This window comes from Sinomonas sp. RB5 (genome assembly GCF_054063535.1).
The window spans coordinates 170444-194461 of sequence record NZ_JBSSGJ010000006.1 but is presented as its reverse complement, the minus strand read 5'-3'; the positions used below and the strand labels follow the sequence as shown (position 1 = coordinate 194461).

General features: G+C 73.2%; 26 protein-coding genes. 7 read left to right on the top strand and 19 right to left on the bottom strand.

The genetic code is table 11. The annotated features are described in order from the left end of the window. The 12 genes from ACVWWH_RS09500 to ACVWWH_RS09445 form a co-directional block, all read right to left on the bottom strand. Positions 1-693: a DNA alkylation repair protein gene (locus ACVWWH_RS09500; RefSeq protein WP_457316414.1), complete on the bottom strand. Its 693-nt coding sequence runs from the start codon at positions 691-693 to the stop codon at positions 1-3. 84 nt (positions 694-777) lie between these two features. Then, complete coding sequence (locus ACVWWH_RS09495) at positions 778-1149, bottom strand: iron chaperone (RefSeq protein ID WP_457316413.1); 372 nt, start codon at positions 1147-1149, stop codon at positions 778-780. Positions 1150-1189: 40 nt separating this feature from the next. Further along, on the bottom strand, positions 1190-2359 hold the full coding sequence (locus ACVWWH_RS09490) for a 5-methylcytosine restriction system specificity protein McrC (protein WP_457316412.1): 1170 nt from the start codon (positions 2357-2359) through the stop codon (positions 1190-1192). Then, entirely contained in the window at positions 2356-4569 is a 2214-nt protein-coding gene (locus ACVWWH_RS09485) for an McrB family protein (RefSeq protein ID WP_457316411.1), read from the bottom strand. The genes ACVWWH_RS09490 and ACVWWH_RS09485 overlap by 4 nt, the downstream gene beginning before the upstream one ends. Before the next feature lie 96 nt (positions 4570-4665). Next, complete coding sequence (locus ACVWWH_RS09480) at positions 4666-5214, bottom strand: dihydrofolate reductase family protein (protein ID WP_066496493.1); 549 nt, start codon at positions 5212-5214, stop codon at positions 4666-4668. Between the two features lie 45 nt (positions 5215-5259). Continuing rightward, complete coding sequence (locus ACVWWH_RS09475; protein WP_457316410.1) at positions 5260-7236, bottom strand: amino acid transporter; 1977 nt, start codon at positions 7234-7236, stop codon at positions 5260-5262. Positions 7237-7332: 96 nt separating this feature from the next. Then, positions 7333-7644 (bottom strand): hypothetical protein, encoded by a 312-nt coding sequence (locus tag ACVWWH_RS09470; RefSeq protein WP_066496498.1) that lies wholly within the window; start codon positions 7642-7644, stop codon positions 7333-7335. Between the two features lie 77 nt (positions 7645-7721). Beyond that, a complete protein-coding gene (locus ACVWWH_RS09465; RefSeq protein WP_457316409.1) occupies positions 7722-8156 on the bottom strand; it encodes a universal stress protein in 435 nt (144 codons plus the stop codon). Between the two features lie 85 nt (positions 8157-8241). Next, entirely contained in the window at positions 8242-8892 is a 651-nt protein-coding gene (locus ACVWWH_RS09460; protein ID WP_457316408.1) for an SDR family oxidoreductase, read from the bottom strand. 97 nt (positions 8893-8989) lie between these two features. Then, positions 8990-9457 (bottom strand): GbsR/MarR family transcriptional regulator, encoded by a 468-nt coding sequence (locus tag ACVWWH_RS09455; protein ID WP_457316407.1) that lies wholly within the window; start codon positions 9455-9457, stop codon positions 8990-8992. Beyond that, a complete protein-coding gene (locus ACVWWH_RS09450) occupies positions 9454-11076 on the bottom strand; it encodes an ABC transporter permease (protein ID WP_457316406.1) in 1623 nt (540 codons plus the stop codon). Before ACVWWH_RS09450 ends, ACVWWH_RS09455 begins: the two co-directional genes overlap by 4 nt. 1 nt (position 11077) lies before the next feature. Then, complete coding sequence (locus ACVWWH_RS09445; protein WP_457316405.1) at positions 11078-12076, bottom strand: ABC transporter ATP-binding protein; 999 nt, start codon at positions 12074-12076, stop codon at positions 11078-11080. A gap of 97 nt (positions 12077-12173) precedes the next feature. Here ACVWWH_RS09445 and ACVWWH_RS09440 point away from each other — a divergent pair, with 97 nt between their 5' ends. Then, a complete protein-coding gene (locus tag ACVWWH_RS09440; RefSeq protein WP_457316404.1) occupies positions 12174-13178 on the top strand; it encodes an adenosine deaminase in 1005 nt (334 codons plus the stop codon). Here the strand turns inward: ACVWWH_RS09440 and ACVWWH_RS09435 are convergent. From ACVWWH_RS09435 to ACVWWH_RS09425, 3 genes are read right to left on the bottom strand one after another with little or no spacing between them, the layout of a single operon-like run. Beyond that, positions 13099-13887, bottom strand: a complete 789-nt coding sequence (locus ACVWWH_RS09435; protein ID WP_457316403.1) for a copper homeostasis protein CutC — start codon at positions 13885-13887, stop codon at positions 13099-13101. The two genes, ACVWWH_RS09440 and ACVWWH_RS09435, sit on opposite strands and share 80 nt — an antisense overlap. Beyond that, positions 13872-14648 (bottom strand): glucosamine-6-phosphate deaminase, encoded by a 777-nt coding sequence (gene nagB, locus ACVWWH_RS09430; RefSeq protein ID WP_457316402.1) that lies wholly within the window; start codon positions 14646-14648, stop codon positions 13872-13874. Before nagB ends, ACVWWH_RS09435 begins: the two co-directional genes overlap by 16 nt. Before the next feature lie 2 nt (positions 14649-14650). Continuing rightward, positions 14651-15898 carry a PTS transporter subunit EIIC gene (locus tag ACVWWH_RS09425; protein ID WP_457316401.1) on the bottom strand — a complete coding sequence of 416 codons (1248 nt, stop codon included), beginning with the start codon at positions 15896-15898 and terminating at the stop codon, positions 14651-14653. Between the two features lie 115 nt (positions 15899-16013). Between ACVWWH_RS09425 and ACVWWH_RS09420 the strand changes: the two genes are divergently transcribed. Beyond that, the gene (locus ACVWWH_RS09420) at positions 16014-16343 is read left to right on the top strand and encodes a PTS glucose/sucrose transporter subunit IIB (protein ID WP_257125852.1); all 330 of its coding nucleotides are present in this window, start codon (positions 16014-16016) and stop codon (positions 16341-16343) included. Then, a complete protein-coding gene (locus ACVWWH_RS09415) occupies positions 16343-16810 on the top strand; it encodes a PTS sugar transporter subunit IIA (RefSeq protein ID WP_066496524.1) in 468 nt (155 codons plus the stop codon). Before ACVWWH_RS09420 ends, ACVWWH_RS09415 begins: the two co-directional genes overlap by 1 nt. Before the next feature lie 40 nt (positions 16811-16850). On the opposite strand, the gene ACVWWH_RS09410 is transcribed toward ACVWWH_RS09415, so the two are convergent. Continuing rightward, the gene (locus tag ACVWWH_RS09410) at positions 16851-17600 is read right to left on the bottom strand and encodes a GntR family transcriptional regulator (protein WP_066496527.1); all 750 of its coding nucleotides are present in this window, start codon (positions 17598-17600) and stop codon (positions 16851-16853) included. A gap of 99 nt (positions 17601-17699) precedes the next feature. On the opposite strand from ACVWWH_RS09410, the gene ACVWWH_RS09405 reads away from it, so the two are divergent. Then, positions 17700-18359 (top strand): HAD-IA family hydrolase, encoded by a 660-nt coding sequence (locus ACVWWH_RS09405; RefSeq protein WP_457316400.1) that lies wholly within the window; start codon positions 17700-17702, stop codon positions 18357-18359. Positions 18360-18388: 29 nt separating this feature from the next. On the opposite strand, the gene ACVWWH_RS09400 is transcribed toward ACVWWH_RS09405, so the two are convergent. After that, a complete protein-coding gene (locus tag ACVWWH_RS09400; RefSeq protein ID WP_066496531.1) occupies positions 18389-18745 on the bottom strand; it encodes a TfoX/Sxy family protein in 357 nt (118 codons plus the stop codon). Between the two features lie 38 nt (positions 18746-18783). Here ACVWWH_RS09400 and ACVWWH_RS09395 point away from each other — a divergent pair, with 38 nt between their 5' ends. Next, the gene (locus ACVWWH_RS09395; protein WP_457316399.1) at positions 18784-19707 is read left to right on the top strand and encodes an NAD(P)-dependent oxidoreductase; all 924 of its coding nucleotides are present in this window, start codon (positions 18784-18786) and stop codon (positions 19705-19707) included. A gap of 31 nt (positions 19708-19738) precedes the next feature. Here the strand turns inward: ACVWWH_RS09395 and ACVWWH_RS09390 are convergent, their stop codons facing one another. Beyond that, positions 19739-20407, bottom strand: a complete 669-nt coding sequence (locus ACVWWH_RS09390) for a hypothetical protein (RefSeq protein WP_457316398.1) — start codon at positions 20405-20407, stop codon at positions 19739-19741. Between the two features lie 105 nt (positions 20408-20512). Between ACVWWH_RS09390 and ACVWWH_RS09385 the strand changes: the two genes are divergently transcribed. Next, a complete protein-coding gene (locus tag ACVWWH_RS09385) occupies positions 20513-21226 on the top strand; it encodes a type 1 glutamine amidotransferase domain-containing protein (RefSeq protein WP_457316397.1) in 714 nt (237 codons plus the stop codon). A gap of 97 nt (positions 21227-21323) precedes the next feature. Then, the gene (locus ACVWWH_RS09380) at positions 21324-22445 is read left to right on the top strand and encodes an alcohol dehydrogenase catalytic domain-containing protein (protein WP_457316396.1); all 1122 of its coding nucleotides are present in this window, start codon (positions 21324-21326) and stop codon (positions 22443-22445) included. Positions 22446-22483: 38 nt separating this feature from the next. On the opposite strand, the gene ACVWWH_RS09375 is transcribed toward ACVWWH_RS09380, so the two are convergent. Then, positions 22484-24010, bottom strand: a complete 1527-nt coding sequence (locus ACVWWH_RS09375) for a CYTH and CHAD domain-containing protein (RefSeq protein ID WP_457316395.1) — start codon at positions 24008-24010, stop codon at positions 22484-22486. Between the last annotated feature and the right edge of the window lie 8 nt (positions 24011-24018).

Below are 24018 nucleotides of genomic sequence, written 5' to 3'. Positions count from 1 at the left end.
TCAGGAGGCCTTGAGGTACCGATCGCGTGCGCCCCTGGGCAGCTTCTCGACCGCGTACCTGAGGGCCACCCGGGTCATCCGCGGGGCGCACCGGTCCAGGAACGCCTCGAGCCCCGGCGTCCCGACTGCACGCAGCGCCCACCCCGTGGCCTTCTGCACCGACTCGTCCGGGTCGTCGGCAAGCAGGGCGGCGATCTCGAAGAGGTCGTGCGGATCGCCGAGCCCCACGAAGTAGGTCGCCGCGATGATTGCCGTCCGCCGCTCACTGGGCCGGGGCGAGTGGGCAAGCCCGTACAGCGGGTCCCGCGGCTTGTCCGCGAGATAGCTGCCCACCACGTGCACCGCCGCGCGGTCCACGAGGTCCCACGAGTCGATCCGGTCGTGGCGGCGCAGGTACAGGTCGTAGAGCTCCCGCCGCCGCAGCGGCGGAGTGCTGGGGCTGCGGGCCTGGAAGTCCATGATGCTCACGGCCCCCGCGCGGGCCTCGTGCCACGGGCTGTCGAGGAGGGCCTCCACCTCGTCGAGCGGCATGTCCGCAGAAGAGCGTGCGAGGTCGAACACGGTCCCCATCGGGACCCCGAGGAAGCGATCGCCGCCGCGCCTGGCGAGGGGGAACGCCCGCTTGTACTTCCTCAGCTCATCACCGGAGCTCAGCGATTCGAGGGCTGCCAGGAAGGCCCCCGCGGTATGCATTCCGAAGACCATCCGCACACCCCCGCGCGATGCCTGATTTGTACAGGTTTTAGGCTAACCCCGTGCAGCCCGAAAGTGCGGGGTCTAAATGCCCTTCCCCCGGGGCTTCACGGTCCTCTCGATCTCGGAGCGCCGCGCGGTGAAGATGGCGCGCAGGACCTCGTCCGGCACCGGGTGCGCGGCCGAGAAGCGGAGCGTCCCCTTGGACCAGTCGAAGCCCTCCAAGCGGTCGCCCAGGGCGGCGAGCACGCGGCCGCTGAAGGGGAACACCGAGAGGTGGTCCTTCGCCCTCAGTGCGCTCGCGTACCCCTTGCCGTGGAGGAGGAGGGCTGGCATGCCGTAGCTGAGCCCCTCGCCCGCCTCGGGCGAGACGTCGAGGGCAATGGCGTACACATGGCTGAGGGCCGCCCCGTCCGGCCCCTCCACGCCCGTGAGATAGTCCGTGACTTCGCCCATGCCCCATCGTGCACCGGAGCGGGACGGCCGGGCCAGCGGCTCAAGCCTCTGGCGTCGCCGAGAGGTAGGGCGCCACGGCCGCGATGAGCTGCTCCCGCACGCACACGGAGGCGACGGAGAGATCCACAGTGGCCGCGCCGAGACGGTGCCCCGAGGAGACGAAGGATTCCGCGAGCGGGCTGCCGGCGGAGGGGTACAGGAGCAGGCCCCCGGCGGCCAGGGACGCCGGGTCGGCGGAGGACTCCTGCTCCCGCACAGAGGTGTAGAGCTGGTAGAGGTGCCCCGAATCGAGGGTCTCGCGGGCGAAGCGCCCGGGCCGGATCGCGGCGGCGAACCGCGTGTCGACGATGAGGCGGCGCCCCGACGCGGGTGCGTCGATCCACACGTCGGTGACCATGTGCGGCAGGACGGCGGCCATGCCCAGGGTCGCCCCGCTGGCCTTCCATCCGACCTTGCGCCCGCGCTGGACGGACCATCCGCGGGAGCGCCCGTGCACGGCGTAGAAGCCGCCCACGGCGCGCTCGAACAGGTGGCGGAACTGCCGCTCGTCGAGGGTGCCGCGGCCGTGGCCGGGGTTGGTGCGCCCGAACGGCAGCGAGAGCTGGAGGGCCAGCCGGGCCGCGAGCAGGACCGAGCGGTCCTGCTGGTCGTTGCGGGTGAGCCGCGCCGCCACCGACGCGGACTGGTCGCGCTGGCCCGATCGGGGGTCGACGACGCCGACCCCGAGCTGGGCGAGGCGCTGCGACTGGGCCTGGCACCGGCGCACGAGCTCCTCGTCGCCGCACAGGCGCGCGATCGAGGCCAGCGCCGTGCGGATGAGCCGGTTGCGGGGGGTGTCCACGGTGAGCTCCTCGAACCGGCAGGCCACGAGCCCGCGCGAGAGCAGCTGGTGGGACTCGGTGCGGAGGGTGTCGATCCCGCCGCGCACCCGGGCGAGGTCGCGCGAGGTCTTGGCGAACGACGGCGTGAGCGGCCTCCGCAGCCGGTCCTCGGCGCTCGCGGCGAGCAGCTCGGCGAGCAGCTCGGGAAGCTTCTCGGGGTACTCCTCGATCCCGTCGAACGCCTCGGGCCCGGACTCGTAGAACTCCGAGGCGTACAGCAGCAGGAGCCAGACGTTGCGGACGGGGATGCGCACCCCGCCGGCGACGACGACGGAACCGTCGGCAGCCGCCGTCGTGCGCTCCGGACCGGAGGGGCCCGCAGGGCTCACGTGAGGCCCTCGAGGAGGGCGGCCGACGCCGACTCGGCCTTGGCCGCGTCGTCGAACCAGTACTCCTCGAGGGTGGGCACGATCTCGGTGTCGACCACGCCGCGGAACCAGTCCGCGAAGGAAGCCACGCGCTCCTCCGCCGGGGGAGTGACGAACGAGTGCCCGAGGCGGAACTCGGAGCCGAGCGCCGGGTCGTCGGCGATGCGGTCGTTGAGCGCCTCGAAGCGGAAGCGCACGAGCTCGAGTTCCTGGGGGTCCACGCCGTGCCGGGCGGACATCCACGCCTGCCACGCGTCATTCACGCTCGGCTCGAGCGAGACGAACGCGAAGCGGCGGCGGAACGCGAGGTCCATGATGGCCAGCGACCGGTCCGCGAGGTTCATCGTGCCGATGATGTACAGGTTGCTCGGCACGTGCACGCTCTCGGTGCCCGAGCGGGGGTAGGCGAGCTGGAGGGACTCGCGCGGGGAGCGCTTGCCGGCCTCGATCAGGGTCAGGAGCTCGCCGAAGACCTGGACGGGGTTGCCGCGGTTGATCTCCTCGATGAGCATCACGTGCGGCACGTCCGGGTTGGCGTTGGCCCGCTCGACCATCTCGAGGAACGGGCCGTCCACGAGGGTCAGCTTCCCGTCCGAGCCCGGGCGCCACCCGCGCACGAAGTCCTCGTAGCTCGAGTTGGGGTGGAACTGGGTGGCGCGCAGGGCGGACTTGTTGTCCCGGGTGCCGATGAGCGCGTAGGCGAGGCGGCGGGCGAGCCACGTCTTGCCGGTGCCGGGAGGGCCCTGCAGGATGAGGTTCTTCTTGGACCGCCACCGGGCGAGGTACCCGTTGAGGTCGGACTCGTCGATGAAGCAGCCGTCCGCCACAATGTCGCGCACCGTGTAGCTGGCCTGCGGGGACATGGGCGTGGGGTCGTCCTCGGGCTCCGGCGCCTCCCCGGCGCTTCCCGAGTCTGCGTGGGCGCCGTGCCCGTAGCGCTCGAGGTACGCGGTCCAGGACAGCTCGGGGAAGGAGTGGACCGCGAACTGCGGGTCCTCGAACTTGGAGGCGAGGGTGTCCAGCAGGGTCACGTACGCGGCGCCGTCGGCCGTGAAGAAGTCCTGGTCGAGCATGAGCTCGGTCTTGAGGTACTGGCGCGAGCGGCCGTCGAGCGGGAGGTAGTTCCAGGGGCGCACCCAGAACAGGCCCATGGTGAGCTTGGTGCCCACGCGGTAGATGTCCCGGGCCCTGTCGTAGGCCGCGGCGAGGCGGAAGCGCTCGTGGTCCTCGCTCGAGTCGGCGGCGGCGAGGGCGGCCTCGAAGACGTCCCAGAGGCTGTCGATGTCGTCCTTCTGGCGGGTGCCCGCGGGCGGGAAGAACCACGAGTTCTGGTTGTTCAGCAGCGGGATGCCGTCGAAGCCCGTCGGCGCAGGGGCGCTGACCCCGAGGAACGCGGCCCAGTCCGCGGCGATCTCGGTGCGCTTGGCCGGGCTCGCGCCGCGGTTGAACGTGCCCATGACGGTGAAGGGGCAGATGTCCTTCAGCGGCACGGGGTTGTCCCGCCAGTCGCGGTCCATGAGGAAGCCCAGCTCCTCGTGCCGCTCCTGCATCTCGCGCAGGTGCGCCAGCAGCTCGCCGCGGCGGCGGCGGAAGCCGAGCAGCGCCGTCGCCATCGCCTCGTAGAAGGCGGTCCACTCGAAGCGCTGCTCGGGCGTGGGGTCGACGTCGCCGAACCGCTTCGCCCACGCGGGGTCGTTGCGGAAGCGGTCGGTGTCCTGGGGCTCGCCGAGGAAGGTGAAGCGCAGGAGGGCCTCGCGCATCCAGTGTCCGGGCGTGACCTTCCAGATGGTGTGCCGGCCGGTGTAGAGGTACCACTCGCGCGGGCGCTCGGCGGGGGTCCAGTCGACGCCGATCTTGCGGCCGTCGCCCGGGTTGGCGGTGATGACGCCCACGGCCCGGATGGCCAGGACGGGGACGGCGTGTCCGTGGGCCTCGAAGGGCAGGCCCGTGCGGCGGACGTAGGTGGACTTGAGGGCGATCCTGTCGCCGACCTTCATCGACTTCACCGTGTCCAGGTAGCGGTCCTCGAAGCCGTTCTCCCAGATGCCCTGGGAGATGAACCGCTCGGCCTGGTCCTGGGACTCCCGGCCGGTGCCGGAGGACCCGACGAACCAGTACTGACCCTCGGGAACGCCCGCTTCCACCATTGACTGCCCTGCCTTCGAATCCATGCCGCGTCCACGGCACCCAGAGCATTAGATCATGTTCTGCTGGACGACGCGCCCGGGATTCGGGGGCGCGCGGGGGCCCCGGAGAGCCGGGCGGAGCTAGGTGCGGACGGTGTAGTGCACGTACACGAAGCGGCCGATCCGGCGCTCGTCGACGAGGTCCAGGTCCAGCCTCGCCTCGGGCAGCGCGGGGGTCCCGCCGCCCACCGCGACGGGGGCGATGAACAGGCGGACGTCGTCCACGAGCCGCGCCCCGAACGCCTCCGCGGCCAGCCCCGCGCCGCCGACCTCGAGGTCCGTATGCTCCTTCAGCGCCCGGACCGCGGCCGGGTCGAAGCTGCGCTCGAGGCGGGTGCGCGCCGTCGTGACCTCCGGCAGCGTGCGCGAGTAGACGATCTTCTGCGCTGCGCGCCAGATCTGCGCGAAGTCGCGGACGACGCCGGCGGGGCCGGCATCGATGACCGGGTCCGCCCAGGCGCGCATCACCTCGTAGACCCGCCGGCCGTACAGGTACGTGCCGACGGGCCGGAGGATGTCATTCACTGCCGCGTGGACGTCCTCGTCCGGCTCCGCCCAGTCGAAGGTGCCGTTGCGGTCGGCGATGTAGCCGTCGAGGGACGCGAGGTTCATGTAGAGGAGCCGGCCCATGGCTCCACTGTCGGCTCCGGGGCGCGCCCCGGCAAGGGCCCGCGCTCAGCCCACGTGGACCCAGGGCCGCTGCGTGACGTCCGGGACGGCCTGGCGGAGGACCTCCCGGGTCACCGGGGCGATCTCGCCCTCGCCGAAGAACATGAAGCGCAGCAGGTTGCGCACCGGGTTGCCCTCGGTCCAGCGGAAGTAGATGTGCGGCATGAGGCCCGTGACGTCGCGGATGTGCAGCAGCACCGAGGCGATGGTGTTGGGGACCACGGGCCCGTGGACCTCCAGGACCCGGTAGCCGTGGCGCATCACCCCGTGGACGTCGAGCTCGGTCTCGAAGTCCGAGGAGTCGTCCACCGTGACCTCGAGGAAGATGACGTTCTCGTCGAGGGGCAGGTGGCTGACCTCGCTCGCGGACGCGAGCTTGTCCCGGTACGCCTGGCTCGTGAGCCTGAGCGGCTCGTGGGCGATGATCTGGATCGGCCCGGATTCCGCCGAGGCGATGAACTCGATGGCCTTCTCGTCGAAGTGTATGCGCGTGGCGTGCAGTTCGAAGGAGCGCCGGGCCCGCGAGATGAAGGAGATGACGATGATGGCGGCGATGAAGATCGCGGCGATCTGGATGCCCTCGGGACGCTCGATCATGTTCGCTGCGGTGGTGTAGACGAACACGGCGGCGATGGTCCCGAACCCGATCGTGAGCTTGCGTTGCCCGCGGTGCCGCGCGGAGAGCGTCACCGCGATGGCGGCGGAGGTCATCAGGACGAGGACCCCCGTGGCGTAGGCGCCGCCCTGGGCCTCGACGCTGGCCCGGAAGATGAGGGTGACCATGAATGCGACGAACGTGAACACCAGCACGAGCGGCCGCGTGGCGCGCGTCCACTGGGGCGCCATGCCGTAGCGGGGGAGGTAGCGGGGCACGAGGTTCAGCAGGCCCGCCATGGCGGAGGCGCCGGCGAACCAGAGGATCGCGATCGTGCTGATGTCGTAGACGCTGCCGAAGCCCACACCCATGTACTCGTGGGCCAGGAGCGCCAGGGCGCGCCCGTCCGCCGCGCCGCCCGGCTCGAACTCCTTCTGCGGGATGAGGACCACGCTCGTGAAGCTGCTCGTGATGAGGAACGTGCTCATGATGATCGCCGCGGTGGTGAGCAGCCGCTTCGTGCCGCGGATGCGGCCGGCCGGGTTCTCCTCGGTGTCGCTCGCGTCGCCGCGGATCTGGGGCATGACGGCCACGCCGGTCTCGAAGCCGGACATGCCGAGGGCCAGCTTGGGGAAGACCAGGAGCGCCACGGCGACCATGAGGATGGGGCTGCCGTGCGAGGTGGTGAGCGCCTGCCACCAGTTGCCCACCAGGACCGGGTGGGCGACGGCCTGGCCGAAGGTGACGACCACGAGGACGGCGTTGAGGATGAGGTAGGCGCCGACGAGGACGACGGCGACGCCGATCGCCTCCTTGAACCCGCGCAGGAACACGGCCGCGAGCAGCGCGAGGAGCACGAGGGTGACCACGAGGTTCTGGTCCTGCAGCCATCCGGGCACGAGCGGGTTCGCGATCAGGTGGGCGGCGGCGTCCGCGGCGGAGAGCGTCATGGTGATCATGAAGTCCGTCGCCGCGAACCCCAGCAGCGCGAGCACGAAGAACTTCCCGCCCCAGCGGGGGAGGAGGCGTTCGAGCATCGCGATGGATCCGGAGCCGCTGTGGCTCTCGACCGAGACCCTGCGGTAGACGGGGAGCGCGCCGAAGAGGGTGACGATCACGAGCACCACCGTGGCCAGCGGGGACAGCACCCCTGCCGCGACCACGGCGATGGCCGGTGCGTAGCCGAGGGACGAGAAGTAGTCCACGCCGGTGAGGCACATGACCTGCCACCACCGGTGCTTCTTCTCATGGCCCTGCGGTATGGCGTGGGGTCCTTGGTGGACGGCCTGGGGCTGCTGCAGATCGTGCAGCAGCCAGGCCCGGAACGAGTGTGCCCTGGTCTCCCGCCCGAATCGGGGTTCGGCGGGTGGGCGGCTCAACGTGGTCACCGGGGGTACCTTCCTGCTCGCGCCGCTGGTGCGACAGCCGAAAACGTACCCCGTCCCGGGCTCGCCAGACCCGGAGTTTTACGGGATCTTTATGGCTCAGGCGGCCGCCGGCTCGGGGCAGAGGACGAACACGTCCCCGCGGACGCCGATCCGCACCGCTTCGCGGACGGGCAGCGTGCTCATGACGTCGAGCCCCACCGCGAGCGTCCCGGAGCGCCGTTCGTCGCTGCGCGGGCTCCACAGGACGGAGCGCTCCACGCCGTGGACGGAGACCGTGACCACCGCGGGGGCGGTGGGGAACGCCGTGAGTGCGCTGCCCGGAATCCTCAGGACCTCCGAGGTGCGGTCGGATTCGGTGACGGGCTGCGAGGCCACCACGCGCTCATAGTCGTTCTCCCACGTCTGCATGCCTCAACGACTATCACAGACGGTTCACGGGCGGCGGGCGGCTGGCCGCGGAGGCCGGCCGCCCGCCGTCGTGCGCGTCAGGGCTGGGAGCCCACCGTCTTGACGATGTAGACGTCGCACGGGGCTGAGTGCGCCACCTTGTTCGCGACGCTGCCCAGCAGCCTCCCGAGGCCCTGCATCCCCCGGTTGCCGACCACGATCATCTGCGCATCGAGCCGCTCCGCCTCGGCGACGATCGCCTCGGCCGGCTTGCCGCGGGCGGCGGAGTAGGTCACCGTCAGGCCCGGTGCCTCGAGCGCACTGGCCGTCTGCTTCGCGATCGCGACGGTCGTGTCGGCGTCCGAGACGATCCACGTGTCGCTGCCGCTGCCGAGGACCTCGGTGCGGTCGGTGTCGAACGCGGAGACGATGTGCAGGCGCGCCCCCAGTGCCACGGCGATCTGCTTGGCCCGGGCGGCCGCGCGCTCGGCGGTCTCGCTTCCGTCGACGCCGACCACGATGGGTCCAGTCATGATGTGCCCCTCCTCAAGGATGACCTGATGTGGCCACCGTACCCGGCGCCGGGGCGGGGCTGCGCGAAGCGGCCCGTCCGGCAGGTCAGAGCGAGGCGAGGGCGTCCGCGATCGGGGTCTCGCCCTGGTTGAACCCGACGAACTGGCGCACCGTGCGCGGCTCGTGCAGCACGGCTGCCGCGACCGCGGCGACGTCTTCCCGGCTCACGCTGCGCGAGTCGGAGGGGTCGGCGAGCTCGATCCTGCCGGTGCCGGGGTCGGACGTGAGCGTCGAGGGGCCGAGGATCGTCCAGTCCAGCGACGTCCCGCGGAGGTGCTCGTCCGCCGCGGCCTTGGCCTCGGCGTAGTGGAAGAACGGGTTCGACTCGGGGACGCCGTGGTCGGGACGGGCGCCGAGGTAGGAGACCATGATGTAGCGCGGCACGTCCGCGGTCGAGGCGGCGCGCATGGAGCGGATCGCGGCGTCGCGGTCCACGGCGCGGGTGCGCTCGGGGCTGCCCCCGCCGGCGCCGGCGGACCACACGACCGCGTTGTGCCCGCCGAGGATCTCGGCCAGGCCCTTCTCATCGAGCGACTCGACGTCCGCGACGACGGCCCTGGCTCCCGTCGCCTCGACCTCGGCCACGTGCTCGGGGTTGCGGACGATCGAGGTGACCTCGTCTCCCCGCTGGACGAGCAGGGGTGCGAGGAGGAGGGCCACCTTGCCGTGGCCTCCGATGATGGCGATGCGTGACATGGGCTGCTCCTTCTTGCCGGTGGGCTCAAGACCACGTCCCACCTTGCCACGGCGGGGGCCTTCCGCCCACTTCCGTGTCCGGAGCCGCGCCGCGGTCCTACCCCCGCCGTTCGGCCTCCCACTCGTCGAGGAGCCCCGGGATCCGGCGTGTCAGGAAGCGGTAGAAGTCCGCCGTCTCCTGGGCCCGGGCCCGTGCCGGGCCGTCGGGGAGCTCGTCCGCGAGGGCGGCCGAGAGCCCCGCGAGCCGCTCGTACACGGGGTTCTGCCGCAGCGTGGCCACGTACCACGGGTCCTCGGGGAGGGCGTAGCGGTCGCGGCGGCTGCCCGGCTGCGAGACCCGGTGGACGAACCCGACCGTCTGCAGGTAGCGGACGGCGCCGGAGACCGCGGCCGCGCTCACCCCGAGTGCGTGGGCGAGTTCGGCGGCGGTCAGCGCGCCCTCGTCCGAGGCCACGAGGGCCAGGAGGGCCCGCGCGGGCATCTTGGGGAAGCCGGCGGCGGCCATGACCGCCGCGGAGGCCTCGGCCGCGTCGGGGAGGCGGGGCTGCTCCGGATCCGCGCTCATGCCGAGCCGACCTCGCGCCGCCGCATGAGGGCGAGCGCCGCGGCTGCGGCGGCCACCGCGATGCCGAGCATCCAGAACCCGCCGGTCCAGTCGGTCCCTCCCGGGCCCGGGACCGGAGTGTGCGAGAACGGCGAGAGGTCCTGGAGGGACCTGTCGACCCCGATGAGGCCGCCGAACACGCCCAGCATCACGGCCGCCCCCAGGAGGGTCCACCCGGCCGGGATGGTCGCCGGCGGCCACAGCACGAACACGAGGGCCGGCACGGAGAGGAAGATCAGCGCGGCGGGGATCTGGTCGATGGCGGTCATCCACACCTCGCCCACCGTCGAGGAGGTGTCCCCCGAGGCGACGAGGGAGGCCCACGCGCCGAGGGCCGTCAGGAGCAGCACGGCGACGAGGGTGAACGCGCCGAGGGCGAGGTAGTCGGTGAACCACCGGACGCGGCCGAGCGGCTGCGACACGAGCCAGCCCCCCGTGCCCGAGGCCTCCTCCTGGCGGGCCCGGACCACGGCCTGGAGGGCGCACGCCGCGGCGAGGACCCCGGCGAGGAGGAAGAAGACCGAGACGAGGAGCTGGGAGGTCGAGGCGCCCTCGGCCGCGAGCATCTTCCGCAGCGCCGCGGTGGTGTCGGCGTTCGCGCTCGTGATCGAGGCGACCGCCGATCCGAGGCCGCCGGTGAGCAGCCCGGTCACGAGCCCGCCGGTGCACCAGCCGATGATGGACCCCATCTGGAGCCGCGCGGCGAGGGCGAACGAGCCGCGCAGGGCGCCGCGCGCGTCGGCGCGGCCGCTGCGCCCGGCGAGGAGCGAGGCGCCGACGTCGCGGCGGTCCATGACCAGCGCGGTGGCCACGGTGCACATGGCCCCGAGGGCGAGCGGCAGCACGAGCGGCCACCAGCGGTCGCCGGTGAAGGCGAAGGTCTGCTGGCCCCAGCCGATCGGCGAGATCCAGCTCGGCCACCCCGCTGTCATCGACATGCCGTCCGCACCCGGGGTGCCGGCGGCGTCGCCGAAGCCGCGCAGCAGGTAGGCCACGAGCACGAGCGAGGCCGAGACCGCGTTCGCGCCGCGGGAGGTGCTCATGAACTCGCCCGCGAGCAGCCCGATGCCGAGGAAGGCGACGCCCGCGGCGCCGGCGGCGGCGCCGGTGAGGACCGATCCGGCGGGGTCGAGATTCCCGGCGATGAACGCCAGGGCGATGAGGGCCCCGGCGAGGACGTTCGCGACCACGCCGTGCAGGAGGGTCGCGGCGAGCGGGAGCATGCGCCCGGCCGGGGTCGCGGAGACCAGCTCGGAGCGCCCGGCCTCCTCCTCGGCCCGGGAGTGCCGGACGGCCATGAACGTGCTCATCCACCCGGTGAGCATCGCGAGGAAGGTGTAGATCTCGAAGAAGGTGAACGCGCCGAGCCCGGGCCCGCGGGCCAGGCCGCGGAAGATGAGGATCTCGGGCGTGGCGAGCGCGACCTTGAGGATGCTGGACTGCTCGGCGACGTCGCCGTACGTCTTGGCGACGGCGGCCGCCGCGAACGCCGCCATCGCGCCCGTCCCGATGACCCAGCCCGCCAGCTGCCAGCGGTCCCGGCGGAGCCGCTGCCGGTAGAGCGTGAGGAAGGTGCCCATCTCAGGCTCCCGCGCCCGTGGCCGAGCGGTGGCGCCGCGGCGGCCGGCCGGCGTCGTGCTCCCCGTTCTCCTGCCGGGCGGCCGTGTCGCCGTAGTGCCGCAGGAAGAGCTCCTCGAGCGAGGCCGGCGCGATGAGGAGGCCCTGGACGCCCAGGCTGCCCAGCAGGGGCAGGACCCCGGCGACCTGGTCGGAGTCGGCGCCGAACTTGACCCGGCCGTCCGCCACCGTGAGGTCGTGGACCTCGGGACGCAGCCCGAGCGCCGCGGTGTCGATGTGGCTGGCTGTGCCCGGGGATCCGGCGGAGAACGAGATCTCGGTGCGGGTGAGGTGCCGGAGCGAGTCGAGGGTGCCGCCGTCGACGATCCTCCCGGCGCGGATGATGCTCACCCGGTCGGCGAGCCGCTCGACCTCCGAGAGGATGTGGCTCGAGAGGAGCACCGTGGCCCCGCTCTGGGCGAGCACGCGGACCTCGCGGGTGAACACCGCCTCCATGAGGGGGTCGAGGCCGCTCGTGGGCTCGTCGAAGAGGTACAGCTCCGCGTCGGTCGCGAGCGCCGCGATGAGGGCCACCTTCTGGCGGTTCCCCTTCGAGTAGGCTCGGCCCTTCTTGGTGGGGTCGAAGTCGAAGGTCTCGCACAGCTCCTTCTTGCGCGCCCGGTACCGCGCAGGATCCGCGGTGCCGCCGCGCAGCCGGGAGATGAGGTCGATCGCCTCGCCGCCGGAGAGGTTGGGCCAGATGCTCACGTCTCCCGGGATGCTCGCGATGCGGCGGTGCAGCTCGACGGCGTCCGTCCACGGGTCCCCGCCGAGCACCGTGGCCGTGCCCGAGGTGGCCCGCGCGAGCCCGAGGAGGATGCGCAGCGTGGTCGACTTCCCGGCGCCGTTGGGCCCGAGGAAGCCGTGGATCTCTCCCCGGGCCACCTGGAGGGTGAGGCCGTCGAGGGCATGCACGCGGCCGAAGTGCTTGTGGAGCTCGGCGGTGGAGATGACGGTGTCCATGCCCGCAGTGTGCGCCGGCTTCACGGAATTGTGAATCTTCAGAAGCGCAAAGATTCCGCAAGGGTCCGTCCCCCTCGCGTGTGCGAAGGTAGAGCGCATGACGTCCCCCGCCCTGACCCTCCCCAAGGCCGAGCTCCACCTGCACATCGAGGGCACGCTCGAGCCCGAACTCGCCTTCGAGCTGGCCGCCCGCAACGGGGTGCGGCTCCCGTTCGGCTCGGTCGAGGAGCTGCGGGCCGCGTACCGGTTCACGGACCTGCAGTCCTTCCTCGACCTGTACTACGCGTGCATGGACGTGCTGCGCACGCGGGAGGACTTCCGCGACCTCGCCGCAGCCTACCTGCGCCGGGCCGCGGCCGAGGGCGTGCGGCACGCCGAGCTGTTCTTCGACGCCCAGGCCCATACCGCCCGTGGCGTCCCGTACGCGGAGATCGTGGCCGGGCTGCGCGAGGCGCTCGACGACGCCGCGCGCCAGGGCGTCACCGGCGGCCTCATCCTGTGCTTCCTCCGCGACGCCCCGGTGGAGGAGGCCGAGGCCGTGTGGGCCGAGGCGAAGCGGCGCCCGGGGGAGTTGCTCGGCGTGGGCCTGGACTCGGCCGAGGTGGGCCACCGGGTCGGGCCGTTCGCGCACATCTTCGGCGAGGCCCGAGAGCTCGGCCTGCACGCCGTGGCGCACGCGGGGGAGGAGGGCGGCGCGGACTACGTCTGGGAGGCGCTGCGGGAGCTCGGCGCGGAGCGGATTGACCACGGCATCCGGTCCCTCGAGGACCACGAGCTGGTCCGCCACCTCGCCGAGGAGCACGTGCCGCTGACCGTGTGCCCCTTCTCCAACGTGCGCCTGCGGGCCGTGGACACGCTCGCCGACCATCCCCTGCCGGCCATGCTCGCCGCGGGCCTGCATGTGACCGTCAACTCGGACGACCCGGCGTACTTCGGCGGCTACGCGGGGGAGAACCTCGCCGCCGTGGCCGAGCAGTTCGGCCTGGGCCGCGCGGAGCTGGCCCTGCTGGCCCGCAACTCGGTCACCGGCAGCTTCGCTCCCGTGGCCCGGCGGCGCGAGCTCCTGGCCCAGGTCGACGCGTGGGAGGCCTCGGCCCGCTAGCCACCGCCCGGGCGATGGCCGCCGCAGCCGCCGGGTCGATCGCCCCGTGCGCCCCGCGCGCCGAGGCGTGCACCGCGTGCACGCCGGCGTCGACCAGCGCGGGCACGAGGGCGGCGGTCACCCCGCCGCCGGCCATGATCTGCAGGCCCGGAGCGTGCTCCTGGGCCAGTACGACGAGGTCGCGCAGGCCGCGGAGCCCTTGGCCGCAGTCCGGGGCGCCGGCGCTGGTCAGCACCCGGTCCGCCCCGGCCGCCGCGAGCCGGGCGAGGGCCCCGGCGGGGTCCGCGCCCGCGGCCAGCGCGGCGTCGAACGCGCGGTGGAACGTCACCTCCGCGCTGGGCTCCTGTCCGCGCACGACGCCGGCCGCCCGCCGGAGCGCGTCGGCGTCGGGGCCGCCGTCGGGCGCCAGCATCCCCACGACCACCCCTGCCGCGCCGGCCCGGAGGGCGAGGACGCAGTCGCGCTCGATGGCGCGCGCCTCCTCGGGCGAGTAGGCGAAGCCGCCGGGCCGCGGGCGGACGAGCACGTGCACGGGGAGCCCCACCGCGCAGGCCGCCTCGATCGTGGCCTGGCTCGGCGTGATGCCGCCGGTCGCGGCCAGCGCCGCGCACAGTTCCACGCGCGCGGCGCCCGCGGCGGCCGCGATCCGCACCCCGGCGGCGGACTCCACGGCGAACTCGAGGGCCGGCGAGGTCAGAAGCCCTGCCACGCCGGCTTCCGGCCGTAGGTGTACTGGTAGTACTCCGTATGCGCGAGCTCCGAGGCCGCGGCGGCGTCGACGAGCACCGTCACGTGCGGGTGCAGCTGGAGGGCCGAGGCGGGGCAGATCGCGGCGACGGGGCCCTCGACGGCGGCCGCGACCGCAGCGGCCTTCGCCTCCCCGAGCCCGAGGAGCAGGAGGTGGCGCGCCTCGAGGATGGTGCCGAGCCCCTGGGTCAGGACGTGCTCGGGGACCTCGTCCGGGCTGGCGAAGAAGCGCGCGTTGTCCCGCCGCGTCTGCTCGGTGAGGGTCTTGATCCGGGTGCGCGAGGCGAGCGAGCTCATGGGCTCGTTGAACCCGACGTGCCCGTCGGTGCCGATGCCGAGCAGCTGGACGTCCACCCCGCCGGCGGCGGTGATCGAGGCCTCGTAGCGGGCGGCCTCGGCGGCCGGGTCGGAGGCCTCGCCGTCGAGCCCGTGCACGGCGTCCGCCGCGAAGTCCACGTGCCCGGCGAACTCGCGCTGGATCACCGAGCGGTACGACTCGGGGTGCGCAGCGGGCAGGCCCACGTACTCGTCGAGCAGGAACGCCTGGGCCTCGGCGAAGCTGAGGCCGTGCCGGTGCCGTTCGATGAGCTCGCGGTACGTGCCCAGTGGGGTGGACCCGGTCGCGAGGCCCAGGACCGACGGGCCGCGGCGCACCCGCTCCTCGATGATGTCCGCGGCCGTGCTCGCCACGGCGTCGGGGTCGGGAAGGACGATGATTTCCATGCCTACTTGGCCGCCTCGGTGTCGACCGTGACCTCGTCGTCCTCGCGCCCGGGCGTGCGGAGGTTCCAGCGCTTGATCACGAACGAGAAGAGGAAGTAGTACACGAGCCCGTAGCCGATGCCGATCGGGATGAGCAGCCACGCGTTCTGGGCCTTGCCGAAGTTGAGGATGTAGTCGATCAGGCCGGCCGAGAACGTGAAGCCGTCGTGGATGCCGAGGGCGTTGACGAGAGCCAGCGAGGTCCCGGTGAGGAACGCGTGGACGATGTACAGCGGGAACGCGACGAACATGAACGAGTACTCGAGCGGCTCGGTGATGCCCGTGAGGAACGCGGTGAGTGCAGTCGAGAGCATGATGCCGCCCACGATCTTCTTCTGCGACGGCTTCGCGTGCCGCCAGATGGCCAGCGCGGCGGCCGGCAGGCCGAACATCATGATCGGGAAGAAGCCCGTCATGAACACGCCCGCGGAGGGGTCGCCGGCGAAGAAGCGGTTGAGGTCGCCGCGGACGAGGTGGCCGGAGGCATCCGTGTAGTCGCCGATGAGGAACCAGACCACGGAGTTGAGGATGTGGTGCAGGCCGGCGGGGATGAGCATGCGGTTGGCGAACCCGTACACGCCGCCGCCCACCACGGAGTTCGAGGCCACGGCCTGGCCCACCCACGAGAGGGCCGAGTTGAAGAGCGGGTAGAGCAGGGAGAGCACGACGCCGGTCACGAGGCTGGTCACGGAGGTCAGGATCGGCACGAGCCGGCGTCCGGAGAAGAAGCCGAGGAAGTCGGGCAGCTTGGTCCGGTAGAACCTCTGCCAGAGGCTCGCGGAGAAGAGGCCGACGATGATGCCGGCGAGGACGCCGTAGTTGATGACCGCCGGCTTGCCCGTCGGGTCCACCTGCCCGGCGAGGACGATCGGGGACATGGCCTTGAACACGCCGTCGATCACCATGTAGCCCACCACCGCGGCGAGCGCCGTGGAGCCGTCGGCCTTCTTCGCCCAGCCGATCGCGATGCCGACGGCGAAGATGAGCGGGAGCCACTGGAACACGGCGTTGCCGGCGGCCGAGATGACCGCCGCGCCCTGGCCGAAGCCGGGGATCGCGCCGAGGAGGTCGGCCTGTCCGAGGCGCAGGAGGATGCCCGCGGCGGGCAGGACCGCGATGGGCAGCATGAGCGTGCGGCCGAGCCGCTGCAGGGTCGCGAAGACCACGTTGGGCTTCTTTTCCGGCGCCTGGGCCGAGGTGTCAGTCGACATGGGATGCACCTTTGCGGGTTCGGGTCTGGGGGTCTTGTGGCCAACCGGTCTCTGCCGGTACTGTCTGGTTATGACCAGTTCAGTGTGAGACGGGCCACCGGGGGGTGTCAAGGGGGTGACCCCGCCGGCAGTACCGCCCACACTGGTCACAGACGGGAACCGGCTGGTCCCGGCATCACCGTCAGACCAGCAGCACAGTCAGAGAGGACATGCCATGTCGAAGGCAGAGAAGATCGTCGCGGGCCTGGGCGGCGCCGCCAACATCGTCGAGGTGGAGGCGTGCATCACGCGCCTGCGGACCGAGGTGAAGGACGCCTCGCTCGTGGACGAGTCCGCGCTCAAGGCGGCCGGGGCGCACGGCGTGCTCGCGGCGGGCCGCGCGGTCCAGGTCATCGTGGGGCCCGAGGCGGACACCCTCGCCGAGGACATCGAGGACCTCCTCTGATGGCCCAGGCGCTCGTGGTCCTGGCCCCGCTCGCGGGCCGCTCCCTGCCGCTCGCCGAGGTGCCGGACCCCGTGTTCGCGGCCCAGATGGTCGGCTCGGGCGCGGCCGTCGAGCCGCCCGCGGGCGAGCGGTTCGAGGTCGTCTCCCCGGTGGCGGGAACGATCGTCAAGCTCCTGCCGCACGCCTTCGTGGTGGTCGACGGCTCGGGCCGCGGCGTCCTCACCCACGTGGGGATCGACACCGTGAAGCTCAAGGGCGAGGGCTTCGAGCTGCTCGCCGCCAAGGGGGACACGGTCGACGCCGGCGCGCCCGTCATGCGGGTCGACCCGGCCGCCGCGGTGGCCGCCGGCTACTCGATGGTGAGCCCCGTCGTCGTGCTCGACACGAAGCCGGACACGGCGACCGTGCTGGCCTCCGGCCACGTGGACGCCGGGGCCGAGCTGTTCTCGGTCAACGGCGCCGGCTGAGGCAGCCCGGCAGCTGGGCGCGGCCGGAGCACCGGCGAGCCTACAGCCGCACCTCCATGCTGAGCGCGTACCGGTCCGAGCGGTACCACGAGCGGGCGTGCTCGATCGGCAGCTCGCCCGAGTAGGAGACGCGGTTGAAGAACAGGATCGGGGCGCCGGTCCCGGTGCCCAGGAGCACGCCGATGTCCGAGGGCGCCCCCTCGGCGCGGACGGTCTGGCGGGCGCGGTCGATCTGGTGGCCGAACTCGGTGGCGAGCGCCTTGTACACCGAGCCGGTCAGGTCGATGCCCAGGAGGCCCGCCGCGTGCACCGGGTGGTACCAGGCGTCGTCGACGCTCACCGGGCGGCCGTCGGCCAGCCGCAGGCGCCGCAGATGGATCGCGTCGGTGCCCGGGGCGAGGCCGAGCGCCTCGGCGGTGTCCTCGGGCGCGGCCGACTGTTCGGCAGTGAGCACCACGGTGCTGGCGGTGAGCCCGCGGCCCTCCATCTCCTGGGTGAAGGAGGCCAGGTGGAGGGTGGACTGGATGGCGGAGTCCGCCACGAAGGTGCCCTTGCCCGGGGCGCGCACCAGGTGCCCCTCCGTGACGAGCCGGCCGATCGCGGCGCGCACGGTGATGCGCGAGACCCCGTAGGCGTCCATGAGCGCCCGTTCGCTGGGCAGCCGGTCGCCCGGGGCCAGCTCCTCCTTGGCGAGCCTGAGGATGATCGAGCGCAGCTGCTCGTGCTTGGGCACGCTCGAGTTGTTGATGGCGCCGCCCGCGGCCCGCACGTCAGACTCAGTCGCTGGCACCGGGGCCTCCTCGCTCGTGGTTCGCTACTCGTGGTTCGATCCAGATAGGACCACTAGGGGGATTATGCCATGTACCGTGGTGACACAGGAGGAGGATCCATGACCTTTGAGACCGTTTCCGCCCGCGCCGTCCTGCTCGACATGGACGGCACGCTCGTGAACTCCGACGCCGTGGTCGAGCGGCTCTGGGCCGAGTGGGCCGCCGAGCAGGGCCTCGCCTGGGACACCGTGGAGCCGCTCATCCACGGCCGGCAGGGATGGCTGACCATGTCCCTGCTGCTGCCGGAGCGGGCGCACGCCGCGAATCTCGCCGACGAGGCGCGCATGCTCGACGCCTCCCGCGAGGACACCGCCGGCGTGGTGCCGGTGCCGGGCGCCGCGGAGCTCCTCGCCGCGCTCGCGGGCATCCCGCACGCCCTCGTCACCTCCGCCGACGACGACCTCGCGCGCCGCCGCATGGCGGCCGCGGGGCTGCCCTTCCCGGAGCTGGCCGTGACCGCCGAGATGGTCGCCGCGAGCAAGCCCGACCCCGAGGGCTTCCTCCTCGCCGCCTCGAAGCTGGGCGCGCTGGCGGCCGAGTGCCTCGTCCTCGAGGACTCGGAGGCCGGGATCATGGCCGGGCTCGCCGCAGGGGCGAGGGTGCTCGGCGTCGGCGGGCGCGCCGCGTCCTACGCGCCGACCTACTGGGTTCCGGACCTGACGGCCGTCACCCTAGAGCGGGCGGACGACGGCGCCGCCCTCCTCATGCTCGCGGGCTGAAGGTTCCGCGTCCGCCGGCTCGCGGCCCGCTACTTCGGGGGCCCCTGCTTCGGCGGCAGCGACGCCGCGTAGTCGACCCCGATCCTCACCCAGCGGGCGAGGTCCTCGTCCGCGGCGACCGCGGCATCGTCCACGCGCAGCCAGCCGTCCATGGGCCTGCCGCGCATCACCGCGCGCTCCACTCCCGGATGGGCGCACAGCGCATCGCTCGCCGCCGGGTCGGCGCGCAGGAGCAGGCCGCCCCGCGCCGCCGCGCTCACGGCCATGTTCCCGCCGACGAGGAAGGCGAGGCCGCCGAACATCTGCTGCTCCGTGGCGCCGCGGGCGCCGTCGATCCCGGCCAGGACAGCACGGATGCGGTCCGCCAGCTCGTTGCAGTACACCACGCGCCCATGGTCGCAGCGGGCGCGGCCGCGGACAATGGGTGACCGCGGCGGTTCCCGGGTACGAGAACCAGCGTTTGGACGAGGCGACACAGGAGGACTACATGGCAACCACGGCAGCAGTGCTCGGGACCGGCATCATGGGCGCGGGGATGGCGAAGAACCTGGCGAAGGACGGCTTCGACGTCGTCGTCTGGAACCGCAGCCACGACAAGGCCGCGGCGCTCGCGGACAGCGTCTCGCGCGTCGCCGAGAGCCCCGCAGACGCGGTCTCCGGGGCCGACATCGTGGTGACGATGCTCTTCAACGAGGACGCGGTCGCCCAGGTCATGGGCGAGGCGCTGCCCGCCATGAAGGACGGCGCGGTGTGGGTACAGAGCGCCACCGTGGGCGTCGACGGGGTGCAGCGGCTCGCCGAGCAGGCCCGCGCCGCCGGGGTCGACTTCGTGGACGCCCCGGTCGTCGGCACGCGACAGCCCGCCGAGGAGGGGAAGCTCGTGGTCGTGGCCGGCTGCCCGTCGGAACTGCGCGAGGCCGTCAGCCCCGTCTTCGACGCGGTCGGGGCGAAGACGGTGTGGGTCGGCGACCAGCCCGGCGACGGGCAGGGGCTCAAGCTCGTCATGAACTCCTGGGTGCTCACGATCGTGGGCGGCACGGCCCAGGCGATCAGCCTGGCCCGCGGGCTGGGGATCGACCCGCAGCTCTTCCTCGACTCGATCGCGGGCGGCGGGACGGACAGCCCCTACGCCCAGCTCAAGGGCAAGGCCATGATCGCCGGCGAGTTCCCGCCCGCGTTCCCGCTCGACGGCGCCGCGAAGGACGCCGGGCTCATCGCCGACGCCCTGCGCGCCGCCGGGGTGAGCCCCGAGCTGATGGACGCGCTGCGCGGCCGCTTCGAGGCGGGCATCGCCGCAGGCCACGGAGGCGAGGACATGGCCTCCGTCGTCGAGGCGTTCCGGCAGTAGGCGCCCCCGGACGCCCGGGGGCGGCCCGGGCTCAGGACCGCGCCCTGCGGTAGGAGTGCTCGCGCAGGCGGCGCGTCCATCCGTACGTGCCGGCCGTGGGCAGCGGGCTGAGCAGGGGGTCGAAGCGCAGCTCGGTGTCCACGACCGCACCGTCGGGGCCGAGGGCGGGCGCCAGGTGCAGCGCGCCGAAGCGGTGCCAGCGGCCCAGCGGGGTGGCCCAGGAGAGCGCGAGGTTCCACGTCGCCGTGTCCTTGACCCGGCCGGGCGCCCCCGGGTCGGGGCCGAGCGTCCGCGCCCCGATGAGGACGGGGCCGTGCGGACCTCGGTACGGCATGAGCGAGGTCAGGGCGGCGGCGCCCACCGTGCGGTGCGCCGTCAGGCAGAAGCGGCCGGGCACCCGCCAGCCCGTCGAGGCGAGCAGGAGGTCGGCGGCGCCGTCGTCCGTGGGGAAGCGCATCGCGAGCCCGAAGATGTCCGGCCAGCGCACCGGCAGGCCGAGCGAGCGGGACAGGCGCGCCGCCACCGTCCTCGAGGAGGGCGTGTCGAGGAAGGGGATGCCCGAGGCGCCCCCGGTGATCTCGAGCGTCCCGTTCATCAGGGCGCCCTGCGGGTGGATGGGGCGGTCCGGCCGGAGGGCCTTCACGGCGCCGAAGCCGGCGGCGAACAGACGCCCGAAGGCGCTGGTCGGGTGGTGGGCCATGGCAGCGTCCCTCTCGGATCGGTGGGGCGGCGGAGCCGGTGGGTCACTCGGCCGCCGTCTGGGTAATACCCACCGGCATCCCAGCAACCGACACGTGGAGGAAGAATGAGCAGGATCTTGATGATCGTCACCGGCGCCACAGAGCTCCGCCTCGCCGACGGCACCTCGCACCCCACCGGCTTCTGGGCCGAGGAACTCGCCACCGCCCACCGCGAACTGACCCGGGCCGGCCACTCCGTCGTGATCGCGACGCCGGACGGCGTGACCCCCACCCCCGATGCGGTCAGCCTCGACGCCGAGCAGGTCGGCTCCCAGGAGAAGGCCGACGACCTCGCAGCCTACCTCCGCGAGATCTCCGGGGAGCTGGAGGCCGCGGTGCCCATCTCCTCGGTGGACGTCTCCGACTTCGACGCCGTGGTGCTCCCCGGCGGCCACGGCCCCATGACCGACCTCGCCTTCGACCCGCACACCGGCCGCGTGCTCGCCGCGGCGAACGCGGCCGGCACGGTCGTCGCCCCGTTCTGCCACGGTCCGGCAGCCCTCCTGGCCGCCAAGGCCGAGGACGGCACGAACGTGTTCGCCGGGCGGCGGGTGACGGCGTTCACCGACGAGGAGGAGCGCGCGGGCGGCACGGGCGAGAAGACCCCGTGGTGGGTCGAGTCCGCGCTGCGGGACGCGGGCCTCGAGGTCGAGACGGCGCCGGCCTGGAGCGACCACGTGGTCGTGGACGGGAACCTCATCTCGGGCCAGAACCCCCAGTCGAGCGCGTCCGTGGCCCGCGAGGTCATCGAGGCCCTCGGGCGCGGCACGGCCGGCTGAGGTTCCGGGCGCGCCCCGCCGCCCGCGCGGCGCTTGGCGGGGCGCGCCCGGCCTGCTTGACTGCCAGCAGCACACCCGTCCCGCCGAAGGAGTCCGCATGCCCGCCACCCGCCCCATCCGCGGCGCCGTCCTCAACACCATGGGCGCCGAGCCGCCCTACGCGGACTCGCGCCCCATCACCGTGGACGAGCTCGAGCTGGAGGGCCCCGGCCCCGGGGAGCTCATGGTCCGGATCGAGGCGGCCGGGCTGTGCCACTCGGACCTGTCCGTGGTCAACGGCTCGCGCCCCCGCCCGCTGCCCATGCTCCTGGGGCACGAGGCCGCCGGGATCGTGGAGGACGTGGGCGACGGCGTCGAGTCCGTGCGCCCGGGGCAGCGCGTGGTCATGACGTTCCTGCCGCGCTGCGGCGAATGCGCCGCGTGCGCCACCGAGGGCAGGCTGCCCTGTGAGCGGGGCAGTGCGGCCAACGCGGCCGGCACCCTGCTCACCGGCGCACGCCGGCTCACGCGCACGGGGGAGACGGTCCAGCACCATCTGGGGGTCTCGGGCTTCGCGACCCACGCCGTGGTCGACGAGCGCTCGGTGGTCCCGGTCGGCGACGACGTCCCGCCGCACGTCGCCGCGCTGCTCGGCTGCGCCGTGCTCACCGGGGGCGGCGCGCTGCTGAACGCGGGCAGGATCACGCCCGAGACGACGGTGGCCGTGGTGGGGCTCGGGGGAGTGGGCATGGCGGGGCTGCTCACGGCGCTCGCAACGGGGTGCCGGGTCGTGGCGGTGGACGCGCAGGAGTCCAAGCTCGCCACCGCCCGCGAGTGGGGCGCGGCGGAGGCGCTCACGCCGGCCGAGGCGATGGAGCAGGGCGTGCAGGCCGACGTGGTCCTCGAGGCGGTGGGGCACCCTCGCGCGTTCGAGACCGCCTACCGGCTCCTCGGCCTCGGCGGCACGCTCGTGACCGTCGGGCTGCCTGCCCCCGGCGCGACCGCTCAGATCGAGCCCCTGCAGCTCACCGCCAAGGCCCAGACGGTGGTGGGCAGCTACCTCGGCTCGGCGGTGCCGAAGCGGGACGTGCCCGCGTTCGAGCGCCTCTGGCGCGAGGGCCGGCTCCCGCTCGAGCGGCTCGTCTCGCGCCGGATCGGCCTCGAGGAGATCAACGAGGGCATGGATGCGCTCGCCTCGGGCTCGGTGATCCGCCAGGTCGTGACGTTCGACGGCGCGTAGCCGCCCCCGCGCGGACCTCGCCCGGGCCACGCTCCGGGTCAGGCGTGGGCGTCGAGGAACTTGGCCCAGTCGCGCCGGAACCGGGCGCGGGCCTCGGCGGCGCGCTGCTCCTCGAGTGCGTGCAGGCGCCCGAAGCTGAACGCGCTCTCCCCGCTGGCCTGGGCGGCGGCCGCGAGCTCGAGCAGGTGGGCCCGGCTCACCACCGTGTCCTGCAGCTCGCCGAGCGTGTCCTGGATCCGCTCGGCGGACGCCGCGAGCCTGCTGGCGCGCTTTCCGAGCACGGGCTCGGCCGCCTCTCCCGCATAGCGCAGCCGCTTGGCGCTCTTGCGCACCTCATGGAGGGCCGCCTCGAGCGCGGTGACGTCCGAGGCCTCGGCGCCGTCGAGGTCCTCGGCGACCCGGACGGCGTCCTGCAGGCGCCGGACGTCCCTCGCGAGCCGGCGGGCCACCGCCTTCCGTGCCGTCTTCCGGCCGCGGTCGGTGAGCGGGGGCGCGTCGAGGAAGGCGTCGAGCGAGTCGAGGAGGCGGAGGTAGCGCTCGCTGTCCAAGGCGACCAGGCCGGCGTCGTGCGCCTGCCGGTAGCGGAAGTCCGACTCCTCCTCGATCCGCGCCAGGACCGGGCCGAGCAGCAGGGCGGCCGGCTGGGAGCCCGCCAGATCGGCCAGTCGCGCGCGCATGACCTCGACGTCCCGGGCCCCTCCGACCGTGCCCGCGAGCCACTGGAGCTCGTCGCGCAGCCGGTTCGCGGCGTCCGCGTCGATGAACTTCCGGAACGAGGCGAGGGCCGAGCGCATGCGGCGGGCGCTGACGCGCAGCTGGTGCACCGCGTCGGGGGCGTCCAGGCGGACGCCGGGGTCACGGGCCAGGAGCTCCTCGGCGTGCTGGCGGAGGTAGGCCAGGAGCACGACGCCGGCCTCCCCCTTCCGCTCGGGCGTCGCCTGCTGTGGGGCGGCGTGCTGGAGCGCGGGCCCGAGGGCGCGGACGAGCTTGGAGGGGAGCGCGGCGGGGTGGATGCCGGCGGCGGCGAACAGCTCGTCGGCCGCCTCGAGCAGGTCCTCGGAGCCCGTGACGAGTTCGAGCTCCCATTCGCGCCACCGCTGCCCGGGGCCGATGCCCGGCGGGACCTGGGACTCGACGAGGTCGTCGCTGAACTCGGCCAGGGCATGGCCGGCGGCGTCGAAGAGCTCGGTGGCGGTGCGGCGGGTGGACAGGCGGGCGATCGGCACCAGCTCGGCGCCGCGGGTGTGGGCGGCGACGAGGTTCCTGAGCCGGTCCGGGACGGTTGCGGTGTCCAGGCGCAGGGGCTCGTGGATCTCCTGCCGGGCGCCCGAGGCGGCCGGGAGCTTGAGGTGCCAGCCGGCGTCCGGGCCGCCGGTGCGGCGGCGCAGGGTGATCCGGTGCCGGGCCAGGGCGAAGTCCTGGGTGTCGAAGTACACGGCATCGAGCTGGCGGGTCTGGGGCGTGCCGATCCGGTCGACGCCGGGGAGCCCGGCGAGGTCGGGGACAGGGGTGTCCATCTCGACGCTGTACTTGCGTTCTACCTCGAGGGCGTCCTGGCCGGCCATGCGCCCAG

Excerpts from the sequence above, each read along its gene's own strand:
- ACVWWH_RS09500 (WP_457316414.1), bottom strand. The coding sequence starts at position 693 with ATGCATACCGCGGGGGCCTTCCTGGCAGCCCTCGAATCGCTGAGCTCC.
- ACVWWH_RS09495 (WP_457316413.1), bottom strand. The coding sequence starts at position 1,149 with ATGGGCGAAGTCACGGACTATCTCACGGGCGTGGAGGGGCCGGACGGG.
- ACVWWH_RS09485 (WP_457316411.1), bottom strand. The coding sequence starts at position 4,569 with ATGGATTCGAAGGCAGGGCAGTCAATGGTGGAAGCGGGCGTTCCCGAG.
- ACVWWH_RS09480 (WP_066496493.1), bottom strand. The coding sequence starts at position 5,214 with ATGGGCCGGCTCCTCTACATGAACCTCGCGTCCCTCGACGGCTACATC.
- ACVWWH_RS09470 (WP_066496498.1), bottom strand. The coding sequence starts at position 7,644 with ATGCAGACGTGGGAGAACGACTATGAGCGCGTGGTGGCCTCGCAGCCC.
- ACVWWH_RS09465 (WP_457316409.1), bottom strand. The coding sequence starts at position 8,156 with ATGACTGGACCCATCGTGGTCGGCGTCGACGGAAGCGAGACCGCCGAG.
- ACVWWH_RS09460 (WP_457316408.1), bottom strand. The coding sequence starts at position 8,892 with ATGTCACGCATCGCCATCATCGGAGGCCACGGCAAGGTGGCCCTCCTC.
- ACVWWH_RS09455 (WP_457316407.1), bottom strand. The coding sequence starts at position 9,457 with ATGAGCGCGGATCCGGAGCAGCCCCGCCTCCCCGACGCGGCCGAGGCC.
- ACVWWH_RS09450 (WP_457316406.1), bottom strand. The coding sequence starts at position 11,076 with ATGGGCACCTTCCTCACGCTCTACCGGCAGCGGCTCCGCCGGGACCGC.
- ACVWWH_RS09445 (WP_457316405.1), bottom strand. The coding sequence starts at position 12,076 with ATGGACACCGTCATCTCCACCGCCGAGCTCCACAAGCACTTCGGCCGC.
- ACVWWH_RS09440 (WP_457316404.1), top strand. The coding sequence starts at position 12,174 with ATGACGTCCCCCGCCCTGACCCTCCCCAAGGCCGAGCTCCACCTGCAC.
- nagB (WP_457316402.1), bottom strand. The coding sequence starts at position 14,648 with ATGGAAATCATCGTCCTTCCCGACCCCGACGCCGTGGCGAGCACGGCC.
- ACVWWH_RS09425 (WP_457316401.1), bottom strand. The coding sequence starts at position 15,898 with ATGTCGACTGACACCTCGGCCCAGGCGCCGGAAAAGAAGCCCAACGTG.
- ACVWWH_RS09415 (WP_066496524.1), top strand. The coding sequence starts at position 16,343 with ATGGCCCAGGCGCTCGTGGTCCTGGCCCCGCTCGCGGGCCGCTCCCTG.
- ACVWWH_RS09405 (WP_457316400.1), top strand. The coding sequence starts at position 17,700 with ATGACCTTTGAGACCGTTTCCGCCCGCGCCGTCCTGCTCGACATGGAC.
- ACVWWH_RS09390 (WP_457316398.1), bottom strand. The coding sequence starts at position 20,407 with ATGGCCCACCACCCGACCAGCGCCTTCGGGCGTCTGTTCGCCGCCGGC.
- ACVWWH_RS09385 (WP_457316397.1), top strand. The coding sequence starts at position 20,513 with ATGAGCAGGATCTTGATGATCGTCACCGGCGCCACAGAGCTCCGCCTC.
- ACVWWH_RS09380 (WP_457316396.1), top strand. The coding sequence starts at position 21,324 with ATGCCCGCCACCCGCCCCATCCGCGGCGCCGTCCTCAACACCATGGGC.
- ACVWWH_RS09375 (WP_457316395.1), bottom strand. The coding sequence starts at position 24,010 with ATGGCCGGCCAGGACGCCCTCGAGGTAGAACGCAAGTACAGCGTCGAG.